Raw genomic sequence first — 16,248 nt, 5'->3', positions numbered from 1 at the left:
GGCAGAGAGAAACCTGCGGGCCGCCCTTGGCCGGCCGCGCAGTTCCCCGCGCCCCTTCGGGGCCCGAGACATTGGAGCCGCACATGGAAACAAGCAGACGCACTGTCCTCGCCGCGGCCGCTGCCGCGGGACTCACCGTGGCAGCGACCAGCACCTCGCAGGCGGCCGCGCACGGCAGCAGGACACCCACCAAGGAGCTGTTCGGGAAGCTCACCGACGGCACCAAGGTGTACCGCTGGACGCTGGCAAACGGTGGCACCCGCATGAAGGTGCTTTCGTACGGCGGCATCGTCCAGTCCCTCGAACTCCCCGACCGGCACGGCCGGTACACCAACGTGTCGCTCGGCTTCGACAACCTGGACGACTACCTCACCGCCACCACCTTCTTCGGCGCCCTCATCGGCCGCTATGGCAATCGCATCGCCAAGGGCCGCTTCACCCTGGACGGCAAGACCCACCAGCTCTCCGTGAACGACGGCGAGAACAGCCTGCACGGCGGGGCCAAGGGCTTCAATACGCGAGTGTGGGACGTGGAGCCGTTCACCGACTCCACGGGCGTCGGCCTGGTCCTGCGGTATGTGAGCGTCGACGGCGAGATGGGCTATCCCGGCACGCTGCGGGTGAAGGTGACGTACACCCTCACCGCGCGCGGCGACTGGCGCATCGACTACGCGGCGACCACGGACAAGGCCACCGTGGTGAACCTGACGAATCACACGTACTACAACCTCGCGGGCGAGGGCAGCGGCGGCATCTACGACCACGAACTGACCCTGGCCGCCGGCCGGTTCACGCCCACCGACTCCGGTCTGATCCCGACGGGCGAGCTGGCGAAGGTGGCGGGCACGCCCTTCGACTTCCGGCGCGCGAAGACGGTCGGCAAGGACATCCGGACCTCGCACGAGCAGCTCGTCACCGCCCAGGGCTTCGACCACAACTGGGTCCTGGACAAGGGCAGCACCGGCCGCCCCGAGCACTTCGCGACACTGCGGGACCCGGAGTCGGGGCGCTCCATGCGGATCGCCACCACGGAGCCGGGCGTGCAGTTCTACTCCGGCAACTTCCTGGACGGCACCCTGACCGGGCCTTCGGGACGCATCTACCGGCAGGGCGACGGCCTCTGCCTGGAAACCCAGCACTTCCCCGACTCCCCCAACCAGCCGTCCTTCCCGTCGACGGTGCTGCGGCCCGGTGAGACCTACCGGTCGAGCACGGTGCACACCTTCTCGGCGCGCTGAGCCGCGCCGTGGCCCCGAGAGGACACACCTTGCGCCCCAGAATCCTGATCCCGCTGCTTGCCCTGATGGCCGGTCTGCTCGCCGCCCCCGGCGCCGCCGCGCACCCGGGTCCGGCCCCCGCGAAGGCGGAGGAGAAGTACGCGGGATATCTCTTCAGTTACTTCACCGGCGAGGGCACCGCGGACGGCGAGCAGATCCGCATGGCACTCAGCCGCGGCAACGACCCCACCCACTACCGGGAGTTGAACGGCGGGAAGCCCGTGCTCACGTCGGAGCTCGGCACCAAGGGGCTGCGCGACCCGTTCATCATCCGCTCCCCGAAGGGCGACAAGTTCTATCAGATCGCCACCGATCTGCGGATGTACGGTGGCAGCGGCGGCAGTTGGGACCAGGTGCAGCGCACCGGCAGCAAGTCGATCATGGTGTGGGAGTCCACCGACCTGGTCCACTGGACCGACCAGCGCCTGGTGAAGGTCGCCCCGGACACGGCGGGCAACACCTGGGCCCCGGAGGCGTATTACGACGACGAGCTCGACGCCTACGTCGTCTTCTGGGCGTCCAAGATCTACGCCGCCGACGACCCTGACCACACCGGATCGACGTACAACAAAATGCTGTACGCGACGACGCAGGACTTCCGCACCTTCAGCGAGCCCAAGGTGTGGAACGACCCCGGCTACTCGGTGATCGACTCCACGGTGGTCAAGGACGGCGGCGACTACTACCGCTTCACCAAGGACGAGCGGGATCCCGCGTCCGGCACCCCCTGCTCGAAGTTCATCACCGCGGAGAAGTCGGCGTCCCTCACGGACACGTCGTACGACTTCGTGGCCGACTGCATCGGGAAGGAGGCGGTCGAACGGGGCGAGGGGCCCGCGGTGTTCAAGTCCAACACCAGGGACAAGTGGTACATGCTCATCGACGAGTTCGGCGGCCGCGGCTATGTCCTGTTCGAGACGTCCGACCTGGCATCGGGCACGTGGACGGAGACGAAGAACGCCGAGCTGCCGGCCGGCGCTCGGCACGGCACGGTGCTACCCGTGACGCAGGCCGAGTACGACCGGCTGCTCGACGCGGACGCCTCCTTGTAGCAGACGCCTACTTGTAGCTGATGTCCCCGGCGGTGAACCTGCAGTACTTGCCGTCGGGACCCGAGCCCGTCTTGTGCGGCTCGGCGCCCGTGTTGTTGCCGGTGAAGCGGTCGCAGGTGGCGATCTCAGGAGCGCACCAGCTTCCCGAAGTCGGACACTGGAACTTCGTGATGACCAGCTTGCCCGCGCCATTGAACTGGAAGACCCCCGCGGTCGACATCATGGAGGTGGTGACGAGGGCGGCGGCGGTCACGCCCAGCGCGGCGATGCCGCCGACGACGGCGGCGACGATCAATTCGGGGCCACATGGGGCAGGTTCACGGAGCCGGTGCCGTGTGCCTCCGCGCTGCCGTCCACCGTCCGCACCCGGAAGGCGCGGGCCGTCCCCTCCACGGTGACGCGCAGCCCGGCGCCGTCCCGTGCCGCGCGGAAGACGGCAGCGGGCCTGCCCTCCGGGTCGGGGACGGTGATCTCAGTACCGTCCTCCGTGTCCGGGGTGACCAGGAGGGTGAGGTCCTGGAGCCAGTCACCGTCGGGGCGCCGGTCGTCGGCGCCCAGCGGGAGCAGCGCGCCGGGCCGCACGTACAGCGGGAGGCTGTCGAAGCCGTGCCGCTCGCGCCGCCATGCGGGACCCCGGACGCTCTCGCCGGTCAGCAGGTGGGTCCAGGTGCCTTCGGGTACGTAGAACTCGACGTCTCCCTCCGTGGTGAAGACGGGGGCGACCAGGAGGTCGGGGCCGAGCATGTACTGCCGGTCCAGGGTGCGGCAGGCCGGGTCGCCCGGGAACTCCAGGAGCATGGGCCGCATGACGGGGACGCCCGTGCGGTGGGCCTCGACGGCGGCCGCGTACAGATACGGCATGAGGCGGTGCTTGAGCAGTGTGAACTGCCTTGCCACGGCGACCGCTTCGTCGCCGAACGCCCACGGCACCCGGTAGGAGACATTGCCGTGCAGGCGGCTGTGCGAGGAGAGCAGGCCGAAGGCGAGCCAGCGTTTGAAGACCGCCGGGTCGGGGGTGCCCTCGAAGCCGCCGATGTCGTGGCTCCAGAAACCGAAGCCGGAGAGCGAGAGGGAGAGGCCGCCGCGCAGCGACTCGGCCATGGCACCGAGCGAGGCGAAGCAGTCGCCGCCCCAGTGCACGGGGAACTGCTGGCCGCCGACGGTCGCGGACCGGGCGAAGAGGACCGCCTGGCCCGTCCCCCGCTCCTTTTCCAGGAGTTCGAAGACCGTGCTGTTGTAGAGCTGCGTGTAGTAGTTGTGCATGCGCTCGGGGTCCGAGCCGTCGTGCCAGACGACGTCGGTGGGGACGCGTTCGCCGAAGTCGGTCTTGAAGCAGTCGACGCCCTGGTCGAGCAGGGTGCGAAGGCGGTCCGCGTACCACGCGCGGGCGGCCGGGTTGGTGAAGTCCACCAGCGCCATGCCGGGCTGCCACAGGTCCCACTGCCAGATGTCGCCGTTCGGGCGGCGCACGAGATACCCATCGGCGACCGCCTCGGCGAAGAGCTCCGACTTCTGCGCGATGTACGGGTTGATCCACATGCTGACCTTGAGCCCACGCTCGCGGAGCCTGCGCAGCATGCCCTCCGGGTCGGGGAAGACCTCCGGGTCCCAGCGGAAGTCCGTCCACTGGTATTCGCGCATCCAGAAGCAGTCGAAGTGGAAGACGCTCAGCGGGATGTCGCGCTCGGCCATGCCGTCGACGAAGGCGGTGACGGTCTCCTCGTTGTAAGGCGTGCAGAAGGAGGTCGTCAGCCACAGGCCGAACGACCAGGCGGGCGGCAGCGCGGGGCGGCCGGTCAGGGCGGTGTAGCGGCGCAGCACGTCCTTGGGGGTGGGCCCGGCGACGACGTAGTACTCGATCGACTGGTCCTCGACGCTGAACTGCACCTGGCCGACCGACTCGGAGCCGATCTCGTAGGAGACCTTGCCGGGGTGGTTGACGAAGACGCCGTAGCCGCGTGAGGAGAGGTGGAAGGGGATGTTCTTGTAGGCCTGCTCACTGCTGGTGCCGCCGTCTGCCTGCCAGATGTCGATGCTCTGGCCGTTTCTGACATACGGCGTGAAGCGCTCGCCCAGGCCGTATACGTACTCGCCGACGCCCAGGGCGAGTTGGCCGATCATGTGGTGGGTGCCGTCGGGTGCGGTGGCGAAGGCGGTGCCTCTGCCCTCCACGGCGGTCAGCCGTTGCCCATCGGCGTCGCGGAAGTCGAGGTTCCAGGGCTTGGCCGCGTCAAGGCGCACGGTGAGCGGACCGCTGGTGAGTTCGGTGACGGTGCCTTGCCGCTTGACGAATCCCGCGCCGTCGGCGGTGTCGAGGCCGAACTCCGGTCCGTGCTCGGCCTTTCCCGCGTGGTGGGTCGCCCGGACGCCGATCACACCTTCGGCGGGCGAGAAGCATTCGACGGTGATGAGCGGCGTGTTGAGGGTGTCGCCACGCTCGCGGACCTTCTGGACGGCGGCGTACGCCGTGAACCGTCCGTCGCCGGCTCGCACGTCCCGCACTTCTCGCGCGTACGAGGCGCTCACCCCCTCGCGCATCAGCCAGCAGCCGTCGGTGAACTTCATACGGTGTCCCTCCGCGAGGCGGTGGCGGTGGCGGCGGTGAAGGCGATCCGCGCGAGCCGCAGCGGACCGCGCAGCCGCACCCGCAGGTCGCGCACTCCCGATGCGGTGAACGCGGAGGCGTGCAGGGCGTAGTCGTACACACCGCCGGTCTGCGGGACGGTGACGGTGGTGGCGGTGCTGCCCGAGATGAGGTCGACGGCGCCCGCGCCCGCCGCCTCGACGGACACGGCCGAGACGCCGTCACCGAAGTCGCAGTCACGGAAAATCAGTTCACCGATCGCGTCGTCCACCGCGCGCACGGCATCACCGCTGCTCCTCGCGCGATCAACGATCTCGGTGCCGCCTTGTTCGTCGTAGCCGGTGGCCGCCAGGCCGGCCTCCCGCACCGGCCTGGCGGCGATCGGGGTGCCGTCGATCTCGACGGCGGTGGTGAGCCGGATGTCCCCGCTGGAGGCTCCGGCGAGCATCTCGTACGTGCCGGGCGCCACCGCCCAGCGGTCGTGCCGCACATCCCAGAACCCCAGCTCGGACACGGGCAGTTGGAATTCCAGGCCGCGCGTCGCCCCGGCCGCGAGATGGATGCGGCGATGCGCGGCGAGCTGCCGGTGCGGCAGAGCGAGGCTCGCTTCCCCGGGGCCGCGGGTATAGAGCTGCACCACCTCGTCGGCGGCGACGGACCCGGTGTTGGTGACGGTGAACGCGACGCGGAGCAGTTCCCCTTCGCGCGCGGCCGCCAGGTCCTCGTATACGAAGGAGGAGTAGCCGATGCCGTGCCCGAACGGATAGAGCGGGGTGCCGTCGAAGTACAGATAGGTCTGCCGGGAGCCGATCACGTCGTAGTCGAGCAGGTCAGGCAGGTCGGTGTCGGCGGCGTACCAGGTCTGCGGGAGGCGTCCGGCCGGGGAGACGTCGCCGGCCAGGACCCGGGCGAGCGCGGTGCCCGCGGCCTGTCCGCCGTGGGCGGTCCACAGCAGCGCGGGGAGCGCGGCATCGGCGTCGGTGACCGCGTAGGGGTACGAGGAGACGAGGGCGAGGGCGGTGCGCGGGTTGGCGGCGTGGGCCGCGCGCCACAGCCGCTCCTGGTGGGGCGGCAGGGCGAGCGTCGTGCGGTCCTCGGTCTCGCGGCCGTTGATGTGGGGGTCGTTCCCGGCGACGACGAGCACGGCGTCGGCCTGGGCGGCGGCGCGGGCGACCGCGTCATCGCCGCGCTCCAGGACGTCGACCGTGAAGACTTCCGGCTCATCGGCAACCTTCACGCCGTCGGCGGCGACAGAGACGTATCCACCCGTCCCCGCGTGCTCGATGAGGTACCCGTCACCGTGGCCGACCAGCACGAACGTCTCCTGTACGACCCAACCTGCCGGCTGGTCCGCGGACGCCCGCACGAAGCCGTCGTCGGCGACCGAGAGGTAGCGGCCGTCGGAGGCGCGCAGCGTCCATCTGCCGCCGCCCCAGTCGACGAGCGCGAACTCGGTCGGTTCGGGGCCGCAGGTCAGCGGGGCCAGATCGGTGCGCCCGGAGATCAGGGCCGGGTCCAGGACACCTTCGGTTACGGGGATTTGCTCGTCCCCTTCACCCTCTGGCACCTGGAGCCAGCCCCCCGCGCTCTTCAGGCGCACCCGGTCCACGCCCTCGACGAAGGTGACGCGGTCGGCTCCGAATCGCTCGCGCAGCCCGTCGAGGGGTGTGCTGCGGTGGATGAGGGTGCCGCTGTACCAGTCGGTCTTGCATGCGTCGGCGAGGAGTCCGACGACCGCGATCCGGGTGCCTTCGGGCAGCGGGAGCAGTCCGTCGTTCTTCAGGAGGACCACGGCCTGCTCGGCGGCTTCCTGGGCCAGCGTGCGGTGTCCTGGGGTGTCGAAGGCGTGCGAGGCCGGGTCCGCGTACGGGCCCTGGCCGGGGTCGAACTCGCCGAGCCGGAAGCGGACGGACAGCTGACGGCGTGCTGCCGTGTCGATGTCCGTCTCGGTCAACAGGCCCTGTTTCAGGGCTCGTTGGATGCGTCCGGTGATGACGGACGGGTCGGTGCCGTGGTCGGTGAAGCTGTCCACGCCCGCAATGAGCGCCGCCGCGGTGGCTTCCTCGTGGGAGTCGAAGTACTTCTCGGAGTCGACGAGGTTGCTGGGCGCCCCGGCGTCCGAGCAGACGAGCAGCTCCTGGTCGGTCCAGGTGCGCAAGTGCTCGCGCAGATACGGCGATACGTGGTTGGGGCGGCCGTTGACCAGGTTGTACGCGGGCATCACCCCGGCCACGGCGCCCGCTTCGACGGCGGCGCGGAAGGCCCGCATGTCGTACTCGTGCAGGACGCGCGGGCGCACCGACGCGGACGACGTGTCCCTGTGCGTCTCGTTGTTGTGGGCAAGCCAGTGCTTGAGCACGGGGGCGGTGCGCCAGTGGACCGGGTGGTCGCCGCGCAGGCCGCGGGTGTACGCGACGGCGATGGCGGAGGTGAGGCGGGGGTCCTCCGAGTAGCCCTCTTCGTTGCGGCCCCACAGGGGGTGGCGCAGGAGATTGACCGTCGGGGCCCAGAGGTTGAGGCCGACGCGGTCGTCCCTGGCACGCATGGCGCGCGCCTCGGTGGCGACGGCCTCGCCGACCCTGCGGACGAGGTCGTCGTTCCACGTGGCGCCGAGTCCGACCGCCTGCGGGAAGACGGTGGCGGGTCCCATCCAGGCGACTCCGTGCAGGGCCTCCTGTCCGGTGCGGAACGCGGCGATGCCGAGACGTTCGACGGCGGGCGTGAACTGGTGCAGGAGCGCGATGCGTTCGTCGGTCGTCAGGCGGGACAGCAGGTCGTCCACGCGCCGCTCCATGGGCAGTTGCGGGTCGCGGAAGGGAAGCGGGCTTGCGGTCACGTGCGGATCCCCTTGGCAAGCGGTGGGAGCGATGGAGGTGGCGCGCTCTTCGAAGCGCTTCGATGTTCTGTGTCACTCAAGCCGATGTCAAGGCGGCGGCCACGCGAGACCCGGCGATCTCCCTTGACCTGGCGCCGACTCAGAACTCCCGTATGCAGCACAGCAATTCGGAACCGAGTCTTGTTACGACTCAGAGCTTCACTTAACCTCGCAGCAATATCGAAGCGCTTCGAAAGCCGACCGGCGGTGATCGCCGTGTGTCCGGGCACGCGCCACGAAGGGTTGACGCCATGACGCCGAACTCCCCCTCCACTAGCTCCCGTTCGAGCCGGAGATCATTCCTCGCCTCCTCCGGCCTCGCAGCGCTCGCCGCGGCCGGCGGCGCCCCGCTGCTCACGGCCTGCGGCGGCAGCGGCTCGAAGAACGAGGGCACCACCACGGGGAAGAAGCTCAAGGACCTGCTGCCCGCGTACGCCGCTTCGGACCTCGCCGCGCCTGACATCCCCGCCAAGAACGGCTCGGCCGCGGGTTTCACCAAGGCCCTGCCCGCGGCCGAGCTCAAGGTGTCGGTGCCTCAGAAGCTGGGCCAGGGCGGCGAGTTCACCGTCATGGCGCCAATCTGGGGCAACGTCCCCAAGCAGGGGAATCCTTACTGGACGGCGATGGACGAGGGGGCGGGTGTCCGCGTCAAGTGGCAGAACCAGCAAGGCGACACGTACGGCCAGAAGCTGGGCGCGGTCCTCGCATCCAGCGGTGTGCCGGACGCCGTGGTCGTGCCCGGCTGGGAGCTGACCGGCAAGATACCCAGCGCCATCGCCAACAAGTTCGCCGACCTCGGCCCCTACTTGAGCGGCGACAAGGTCAAGGAGTACCCGAACCTCGCCGCGATCCCGACCGGCGCCTGGCAGCGCTCCATCTTCGGCGGCAGGCTGCGCGGCCTGCCGATGCCCTCCGCCACCACTCCGAACATCGCGCCGTTCTACCGCACCGACCTCTTCAAGAAGGAGGGGCTCGAAGCACCCACGAGCGCCCAGGAGTTCTACGACCTGTGCAAGCAGCTCAACGCCCCGAAGAGCAAGGTGTGGGCGTGCGGCGACATGAGCTGGGCGGCCTGGAACATCTTCGGGGTGCTGCCGGAGAAGCCGTACTACTGGAAGCTCGTCGACGGCAAGCTCGTCAACCGCTACGAGACCAACGAGTACCTGGAAGCCCTTGAGTGGTCGCGCAAGCTCTACTCGGCGGGCTTCGTCCACCCCGACGCAAAGGCCGAGACCGGCAGCATCGGCGACCTGTGCGCGGCGGGCAAGGTCTGGATGTACTGCCACGACCTGTCCGACTGGTACGGCAAGGCGGCCGTGCAGCGCGTGGACGACAAGAAGTTCCGTATGGAGGCGTTCGACTACTTCGCCGCCGACGGCGGCACGCCCACGCTGTACGCGCGTCCGCCGGCCGACATCTGGACGTTCATCAGCGAGAAGGCCGACGAGAAGACGGTCCGCGACATCCTCGCCCTCGCCAACTACACGGCCGCTCCTTACGGTTCGAAGGAGCAGCGCCTTCGCATGTACGGCGTCGAGGGCGTCCACCACACGTTCAAGGACGGCGTCCTCACCAAGAACGGCAAGGGCAACAACGAGGTCTTCTCGACGTACGAGTATCTGGCGTCGCCCGCTCCCTTCGTCGCCTACCCCGATCTGCCGGACGTCACCGAGGGCATGGTCGAGTGGCAGCAGCGCCAGGGAGCGCACACGAAGAAGCCGCTCTTCCACGGCATGATGATCATCGAGCCGACCCGGTACACCGAGCTGAACGCCGAGTTCGAGGACCTGGAGAAGGACATCGTGCGCGGCCGCAAGAAGGTCAGCGACATGCAGCAGGCGGCATCCGACTGGAAGTCGGGCGGCGGCGACAAGCTGCGCGACTGGTACAGGGAGCTGCTCGACGAGACCGGCGACGCGGCGTCCTGACATGGCGCAACTCCCCCTGCGGCACCGGCTGCGCCGCGACCGCGTCCTGCTCCTCATGGTGCTGCCCGCGCTGCTGATCCTGCTCGTCTTCAACTACGTACCGCTGATCGGCAATGTCGTCGCCTTCCAGGACTACGACCCCTACATCGCCGACAACGCGTTCCAGGCGATGACGCAGAGCCCCTGGATCGGCTTCGAGCACTTCCGGCACATGGTCGAGGACCGGCTGTTCTGGCAGGCGGTCAGGAACACCCTCGCGATCTTCGCGATCCAGCTGACGCTGTTCTTTCCGCTGCCGATCGCGCTCGCGCTGTTCATCAACAGCTTCGTGCGGCCCCGTGTGCGGGCGGTCGCCCAGGCGATCCTCTACCTTCCGCACTTCTTCTCGTGGGTCCTGGTCATCACGGTCTTCCAGCAGATGTTCGGCGGGGCGGGCCTGATCGCACAGACTCTGCGGGACCACGGGCACGAGGGCTTCGACCTGATGACCGACCCGGGCCTGTTCAAGTTCCTTGTCACCTTCGAGATGGTCTGGAAGGACGCGGGCTGGGGCGTCATCGTCTTCCTCGCCGCACTGGCAGCGGTCAGCCCGGACCTGTACGAGGCATCGGCGATGGACGGCGCGAACCGCTGGCGGCGCATGTGGCACATCCAACTGCCCGCGCTGCGCCCGGTGGTGGCCCTGCTCCTCGTGCTCCAGGTCGGCAACGCGCTCACGGTCGGCTTCGAGCAGATCCTGCTCCAGCGCACCGCCGTGGGCCCCACCGCCTCCGAGGTCCTCGACACCTACGTGTGGAACACCGGCCTGGACAACGGCAACTTCGGCTACGGCGCCGCCATCGGCATCGTCAAGGGCGTCTTCGGACTCCTGATGGTGCTCGGGGCCAACAAGGCCGCCCATCTCATGGGCGAGCAGGGGGTGTACAAGCGATGAGCCAGGGCCTCCTGAACTTCGGCATCAAGCCCGGAAGCCGCACCGGCCTGCGCCCGGTGTGGGAAGAACCCCCGACCCGGGCCGGCCTCGCCACCAAGGGCGTGACGCTGACCCTGGTCTGCCTCGCGGTCCTCTTCCCGGTGTGGGTGGTGGTCGTCACCAGCCTCTCCTCGGTGAAGACGATCACCGAGACGGGCGGGCTCGTGGTGATCCCCCGGGGCGTCACCTTCGTCCACTACCAGGAGCTGCTCGGCGGCGGCCAGGTGTCGCGGGCAGCGCTGGTCAGCGTGGTCGTCACGGTCGTCGGCACGCTGTTCAGCATGGTGGTGTCCGTCCTGTGCGCGTACGGTCTCTCGCGCCCCGGATCGGTCCTGCACCGCCCGATCCTCCTGGTGATCGTCGCGACGATGTTCTTCGGCGCCGGACTCATCCCCACCTATCTGGTGGTGCAGGGCCTCGGCCTCACGGACACCTATCTGTCGCTGATCCTGCCGAGCGCCCTGAACGTCTTCAACATCCTCGTCCTGCGGGCGTTCTTCATGGGCACGGCACAGGAGCTGATCGAGAGCGCCCGCATCGACGGGGCCGGTGACCTGCGCATCCTGTTGCGGATCGTCATGCCGCTGTCCCGCGCGGTGATCGCGGTCATCACGCTCTTCTACGCGGTGGGCTACTGGAGCGCGTGGTTCAACGCGTCGATCTACCTCAGCGACCCGGACATGATGCCGCTGCAGAACGTCATGCAGCAGCTCGTCATCAAGCAGCAGCGGCCGACGGGCCTGGCCCAGGCGATCAACACGGGCCATCTGTCACCGCTCGCCATCCAGATGGCCGTGATGGTGCTCGCCCTGCTTCCGGTCGCCGTCCTCTCGCCCTTCGTGCAGCGGCATTTCAAGCAGGGCATGCTCACCGGCGCGGTGAAGGGCTGACGATGCCTTCTCTTCACGACGCCACTCGCGGCCGGATCCTGTTCGGCGGCGACTACAACCCCGAGCAGTGGCCCGAGGAGGTCTGGCCCGACGACGTACGCCTGATGCGTGAGGCCTCGGTCAACTCCGTCACGCTCGGCGTCTTCTCCTGGGCGAAGCTCGAACCCCGGCCTGGAGCAAGGGAGTTCGGCTGGCTCGACCGGCTGATGGACCTGATGCACGAGCACGGCATCGGCGTCGTCCTCGCGACTCCGACGTCCGCTCCCCCGCCGTGGCTCGGCCGGCTGCACCCCGAGACGCTGCCCCGTGACGAGAACGGCCAGGTGGAGTGGTGGGGCTCGCGCCAGCACTTCGCGCACTCCAGCGCCACCTACCGACGGCATGCGGCCGCCATCACCGAGGATCTGGCCGCCCGGTACGCGCACCACCCCGCGCTCACGATGTGGCACATCAACAACGAGTACTGCACCTACGACTGGGGCGACGAGGCTGCGGCCGCGTTCCGCCGCTGGCTCCGGGCGAAGTACGCGTCGCTCGACGCGCTCAACTCGGCCTGGGGAAGCGCCTTCTGGGGCCAGAGCTACGACGACTGGGCGGAGATCCTGCCGCCGCGCCGCGCCCACTACTTGAAGAGTCCCACCCAGGTGCTCGACTTCAAGCGCTTCACGTCCGACTCCTGGCTCGAGTGTTTCCTCGCCGAGCGGGACATCGTCGCGGCGCACACGCCGCATGTGCCGGTCACCACCAACTTCATGCCGCTGTGGTCGGGCCAGGACGCGTGGAAGTGGGCCGCGCACGAGGACGTCGTCTCCGTCGACCTCTACCCGGATCCGAGGGATCCGTTCGGTGCCCAACAGGGCGCGCTGGTCCAGGACATGACGCGCTCGCAGGCGGGCGGCGGCCCGTGGATGCTGATGGAGCAGGCTGCGGGACCGGTCAACTGGCGCGGCGTGAACCACCCCAAGCCGCGTGGGCTGGGCCGCCTCTGGACCTGGCAGGCCGTGGCGCGTGGCGCGGACGCCGTCTGCTACTTCCAGTGGCGCCAGTCCCGGCAGGGCGCGGAGAAGTTCCACTCCGGGATGCTGAGCCACGCGGGTGAGCACGGCCGCACCTTCCAGGAGGTCAAAGGTCTTGGCGCCGAACTCGCGGCGATCGGCCCCGAGGTGGCGGGCACGCGCGTCACGGCCGAGGTGGCGGTCCTGCACGACTGGGACTCCTGGTGGGCCGGGCAGCAGGAGGGCCGCCCTTCCGCCCTGGTCGACCACGCGGAGGTCCTTCGCGCCTGGCACCGCGCTTTGTGGGAGGCGAACACGCCGGTCGACTTCGCCCACCCCGAGCACGACCTGACCCCGTACCGCCTGGTCGTCGTCCCGCACCTCTATCTCCTCACCGACGCGGCGATCGACAACCTCATCGCGTACGTACGCGACGGGGGCACCCTCGTCTGCGGCTTCCTCACCGGCGTGGCCGACACGGACGACCGGGTACGGCCCGGCGGCATGGACGCCCGCCTTCGCGCGCTCTTCGGCATCCGCACGGTGCACGAGTGGTGGCCGCTGGAGGCCCAAGAGACCGTGGACTGCGGGGAGTTCACCGGCACGCTCTGGTCGGAGGAGCTGCAGCCCGACGACGACGCGGTGACCGTCACGGCCTACAAGGTCGGCGAGCTCGACGGGCTGCCCGCGGTCCTGCGCCGCGACCGCGCCTGGTACGTGTCCACGCTCCCCGAGCCCGAGGCCCTGCGCGGCCTGCTCGCGCGCGTGGCCGCCGAAGCAGGCGTACGACCTCCGCTCGCAGGCCTCCCCCGCGGAGTGGAGGCCGTACGCCGCGGCGCTCTCCTGTTCCTCCTGCACCACGGCCGCGGCGAGGTGACCGTGCCCGTGCCGGGCAGGCACCTCGATCTGCTGACCGGCAGGACCGTCGAGGGCGCGATCGCCCTCGGCCGCCACGGTGTGGCCGTCCTGCGCCGCACCACCGACGACGACCGCGGGCCCGACCCGGACCCGCGGCAATCCCCCCACCCTGGAGACCACACATGACACGACACCCCCGCCGCACACTGCCCCGCCTGCTCCTCGCCCCCACCCTGCTGGCGGGCGCGGCGCTCGGGCTCGCTTCCGCCCCCGCCCAGGCCGCCGTGTGGAGCACCTGCGACCAGTGGGGCAACACGACCCTCGACGGCTACACCCTCTACAACAACATCTGGGGCTCGGGCGCGGGCAGCCAGTGCGTGTCGGCGGACTCCGGCACCAAGTGGAGCGTGCACGCCGACCACCCCAACACCAGCGGCATCAAGTCCTACCCGAACGCCACGAAGGTGATCGGCAAGCCGGTCGACTCGCTGTCCTCGCTGAAGAGTTCGTACGACGTGAAGGTCCCGTCGGCGGGCGACTACAACTCCTCGTACGACATCTGGGACACGGACCACGACTACGAGATCATGCTCTGGGTCAACTACAACGGGAACGTCGGCCCGCTCGGCACCTCCCAGGGAACCGTCGCCCTCGGCGGTCACACCTGGGAGGTCTACAAAGGGACCAACGGCGCCAACGAGGTCTTCTCGTTCCTGCGCACCTCCGACTCCTCGGCCGGCACCGTCGACATCCTCCCGATCCTCAAGTGGATCAAGAACACCAAGGGCTGGATGGGCAACGAGACCATCGGTGACGTGCAGTTCGGCTACGAGATCAGCGGCTCGGCCGGAGGCCTCGACTTCACCACCAACTCCCTTACGGTGTCGGGCGGCTAGCCGGGCAGCTCATCGCCGACGAGGGCCAGGTTCTGGATGGCGGCGAGGCCGAAGAGGGCGGTCTCGTTGGTGTTGATCCGCAGGTTCTCGTAGCCGGGCTCCAGAACGGCAGGGCCCGTGAGGTCGGTGCGGTCCCAGCTCATGGCCTTCGTATAGCCGTCGCTGTCGTGGAACTTCTGCCAGGCGCGCGCCGCGAGCTTCTCGTCCTTCAACTGGGCGGCGGCGTAAGCGTCCTGGCGGGAGTGCCCCTGGAAGAGCAGCAGGCTGCCAAAGTCCTTGCCGTAGCGCTCCTTCTGCTCGGCCTTGGTGGCGTTGAAGTAGCGGCAGTAGTCCAGCCATGCCTCCTTGAACTTCGGCTGGTCGACGAGGCCGATCAGCTCGGCGCACATCTCGACCAGGCCGAACATCGCGGAGAGGTGGGCGACGTTCACGGCGGGCTCGGCGGCCACGGCGAACTTCCCGGTGTCGAGGTCGTAGAGGCCGCTGCCCTGGACGAAGCCGTTCGGCTGGGCGGCGATGGTCTCCATGGTGGAGCGGAGGCGGGCTTCGGCCTCGGCCGCCTTGGGGCCGCCGCGTTCCCACTCGGTGAGCCAGGCTGCCGCGAGGCCGCTCCAGTCGGTGCCGAAGCCGATGGACAGGGCGTTGCGGTCGGGCTCGTACGGCTCGGTGCGGATCTGCGTTGCCGTGGTCGCCGTCGTCGAGGTCGCCCTGGCGAAGCAGCACGAGCCGCCCGTCGGTGGCGATCTTCACGCCGTTGCGGGTGACGGACTCGACGAGTTGCCCGCCGTCCTTGGCGATGACGGTCTTGATGGTTCCGGTGTCCACGGTGATGGCACGGCCGGTCTCGGTGACCTTGATCTTCTTGTCCGGTGCAGCCGGTGTCCCGGCTCTGAGCGTGAACTTCTCAGCGCCTTCCGCCGCCGGGCCCACCGCGTGGGCGGTCCACTTGAGCGAGCCGTCGGGCCAGCTGGCGGTCTCCCAGGTCTGTACGGGGATGTCCTTGCCGTCGGCGGTGGTGAGGGCGAACTTCTGCCCGGCAGGGTGGGCCCCCTTGGGCCACGGGACGCCGAAGGTGGAGCCGGGGGCGGCGCCGAGCCCGCCCTTCTCCAGCCAGCCGATGCCGACGGGGCCGTCGTCTGCAGACGCGCGGGGAGCCGCTTCGGCTTCGCCGCGGCCAAGGGCCCAGCTGAACTGCGCGGCGGCACCGGCCACGGCGGCGGCCTTGAGGAGGGACCTGCGGGGGATCGGAGACACGGTAATCCTCTCTCTTTGTGTGGGCATGACAGATACAGAGCTGCGGGCGGCTCGTCGCAGGACCGGCCCTGAGGCGGGGCTCAGTCCGCCGCGCCCCGCCGCTCGACGGCCAGCGCGGCCGCCGCGACCATCCCCAGTGCGGGAGCCGCAAGCGGCAGGGCGAACCACGCGGACGCCGCGACCACGGCGAAGCCGCAGACGATCACCAGCGAACCGGCGGGATCGCCCAGGGTGCGACGCACCGCCCCGGTGAGCAGCGCGCGCCACGACGCATCGGGGCCCCAGCTCGCGGCCGCCCGCAGCCCCGCGACGACCAGGACGAACAGGGCGAGGACCCCGACCGCGCCGACGAACGTCCCGCCGGGAAGCCCCGCCCGTACGAACGCGATGTCGGCGAGCAGCAGGGCGAGCGCCGCCCATCCGGCGAGGCCCACCAGCCAGCCGTGCCGCACCGCCGCGCGCAGATCGGCGGTGAACTCCCGCCAGCCGGAGGTCTCATGGGCCAGATGGCGGTTCAGATGACGGGCGCCCGCAGCGAAGGCGGCGGGGAGGGTGACCAGGGGCAGGGCGGCGAGCGCGATCCACACCCCGGTCAGGAGACATTCGGCGAAGGCACCGAACCGGTCCATGAAGACGGACTTGGCGCGCACGCGGCCGCTCACTCGG

10 protein-coding genes and 2 pseudogenes are annotated in these 16,248 nt (G+C 69.5%); 7 read left to right on the top strand and 5 right to left on the bottom strand.

What is annotated here, in order from left to right; all coding sequences use genetic code 11:
- Nucleotides 1-83 precede the first annotated feature (83 nt).
- A complete protein-coding gene (locus AB0O76_RS06415; RefSeq protein ID WP_365486053.1) occupies nt 84-1,238 on the top strand; it encodes an aldose epimerase family protein in 1,155 nt (384 codons plus the stop codon).
- Between the two features lie 65 nt (nt 1,239-1,303).
- A pseudogene (locus tag AB0O76_RS06410) lies at nt 1,304-2,314 on the top strand (glycoside hydrolase family 43 protein); the annotation flags it as partial.
- A gap of 22 nt (nt 2,315-2,336) precedes the next feature.
- Here the strand turns inward: AB0O76_RS06410 and AB0O76_RS06405 are convergent.
- From AB0O76_RS06405 to AB0O76_RS06395, 3 genes are read right to left on the bottom strand one after another with little or no spacing between them, the layout of a single operon-like run.
- A complete protein-coding gene (locus AB0O76_RS06405; RefSeq protein WP_365486051.1) occupies nt 2,337-2,624 on the bottom strand; it encodes a hypothetical protein in 288 nt (95 codons plus the stop codon).
- The gene (gene yicI / locus AB0O76_RS06400) at nt 2,621-4,894 is read right to left on the bottom strand and encodes an alpha-xylosidase (RefSeq protein ID WP_365486049.1); all 2,274 of its coding nucleotides are present in this window, start codon (nt 4,892-4,894) and stop codon (nt 2,621-2,623) included. Before yicI ends, AB0O76_RS06405 begins: the two co-directional genes overlap by 4 nt.
- A complete protein-coding gene (locus AB0O76_RS06395) occupies nt 4,891-7,749 on the bottom strand; it encodes a glycoside hydrolase family 3 C-terminal domain-containing protein (RefSeq protein ID WP_365486047.1) in 2,859 nt (952 codons plus the stop codon). The genes yicI and AB0O76_RS06395 overlap by 4 nt, the downstream gene beginning before the upstream one ends.
- A 290-nt stretch (nt 7,750-8,039) precedes the next feature.
- On the opposite strand from AB0O76_RS06395, the gene AB0O76_RS06390 reads away from it, so the two are divergent.
- Genes AB0O76_RS06390 through AB0O76_RS06370 form a run of 5 tightly spaced genes read left to right on the top strand, consistent with a single transcriptional unit; the run spans nt 8,040 to nt 14,328 of the window.
- On the top strand, nt 8,040-9,716 hold the full coding sequence (locus AB0O76_RS06390) for an extracellular solute-binding protein (protein WP_365486046.1): 1,677 nt from the start codon (nt 8,040-8,042) through the stop codon (nt 9,714-9,716).
- A gap of 1 nt (nt 9,717) precedes the next feature.
- On the top strand, nt 9,718-10,650 hold the full coding sequence (locus AB0O76_RS06385) for an ABC transporter permease subunit (protein WP_365486044.1): 933 nt from the start codon (nt 9,718-9,720) through the stop codon (nt 10,648-10,650).
- Nucleotides 10,647-11,579, top strand: coding sequence for a carbohydrate ABC transporter permease (locus tag AB0O76_RS06380; RefSeq protein WP_365486042.1), 933 nt, complete (start codon nt 10,647-10,649; stop codon nt 11,577-11,579). The genes AB0O76_RS06385 and AB0O76_RS06380 overlap by 4 nt, the downstream gene beginning before the upstream one ends.
- 2 nt (nt 11,580-11,581) lie before the next feature.
- Nucleotides 11,582-13,618 (top strand): beta-galactosidase, encoded by a 2,037-nt coding sequence (locus AB0O76_RS06375; RefSeq protein ID WP_365486040.1) that lies wholly within the window; start codon nt 11,582-11,584, stop codon nt 13,616-13,618.
- A complete protein-coding gene (locus tag AB0O76_RS06370) occupies nt 13,615-14,328 on the top strand; it encodes a hypothetical protein (RefSeq protein ID WP_365486038.1) in 714 nt (237 codons plus the stop codon). The genes AB0O76_RS06375 and AB0O76_RS06370 overlap by 4 nt, the downstream gene beginning before the upstream one ends.
- Here AB0O76_RS06370 and AB0O76_RS06365 read toward each other — a convergent pair.
- Nucleotides 14,325-15,582 (bottom strand): annotated as a pseudogene (locus AB0O76_RS06365) (hypothetical protein). The gene AB0O76_RS06370 and the pseudogene AB0O76_RS06365 sit on opposite strands and share 4 nt — an antisense overlap.
- An 80-nt stretch (nt 15,583-15,662) precedes the next feature.
- A complete protein-coding gene (locus AB0O76_RS06360) occupies nt 15,663-16,211 on the bottom strand; it encodes a hypothetical protein (RefSeq protein WP_365486349.1) in 549 nt (182 codons plus the stop codon).
- Nucleotides 16,212-16,248 lie beyond the last annotated feature (37 nt).

Origin of the sequence: Streptomyces sp. NPDC086554 (assembly GCF_040686095.1) — a bacterium.
Lineage (GTDB): Bacteria > Actinomycetota > Actinomycetes > Streptomycetales > Streptomycetaceae > Streptomyces.
The sequence above is the reverse complement of the archived record's forward strand: the minus strand, read 5'-3'. Positions and strand labels throughout refer to the sequence as shown.

Bases quoted from the DNA above. Each gene is read 5' to 3' on its own strand.
- AB0O76_RS06415 (WP_365486053.1), top strand. From the start codon at position 84: ATGGAAACAAGCAGACGCACTGTCCTCGCCGCGGCCGCTGCCGCGGGA.
- yicI (WP_365486049.1), bottom strand. From the start codon at position 4,894: ATGAAGTTCACCGACGGCTGCTGGCTGATGCGCGAGGGGGTGAGCGCC.
- AB0O76_RS06390 (WP_365486046.1), top strand. From the start codon at position 8,040: ATGACGCCGAACTCCCCCTCCACTAGCTCCCGTTCGAGCCGGAGATCA.
- AB0O76_RS06385 (WP_365486044.1), top strand. From the start codon at position 9,718: ATGGCGCAACTCCCCCTGCGGCACCGGCTGCGCCGCGACCGCGTCCTG.
- AB0O76_RS06380 (WP_365486042.1), top strand. From the start codon at position 10,647: ATGAGCCAGGGCCTCCTGAACTTCGGCATCAAGCCCGGAAGCCGCACC.
- AB0O76_RS06375 (WP_365486040.1), top strand. From the start codon at position 11,582: ATGCCTTCTCTTCACGACGCCACTCGCGGCCGGATCCTGTTCGGCGGC.
- AB0O76_RS06370 (WP_365486038.1), top strand. From the start codon at position 13,615: ATGACACGACACCCCCGCCGCACACTGCCCCGCCTGCTCCTCGCCCCC.
- AB0O76_RS06360 (WP_365486349.1), bottom strand. From the start codon at position 16,211: ATGGACCGGTTCGGTGCCTTCGCCGAATGTCTCCTGACCGGGGTGTGG.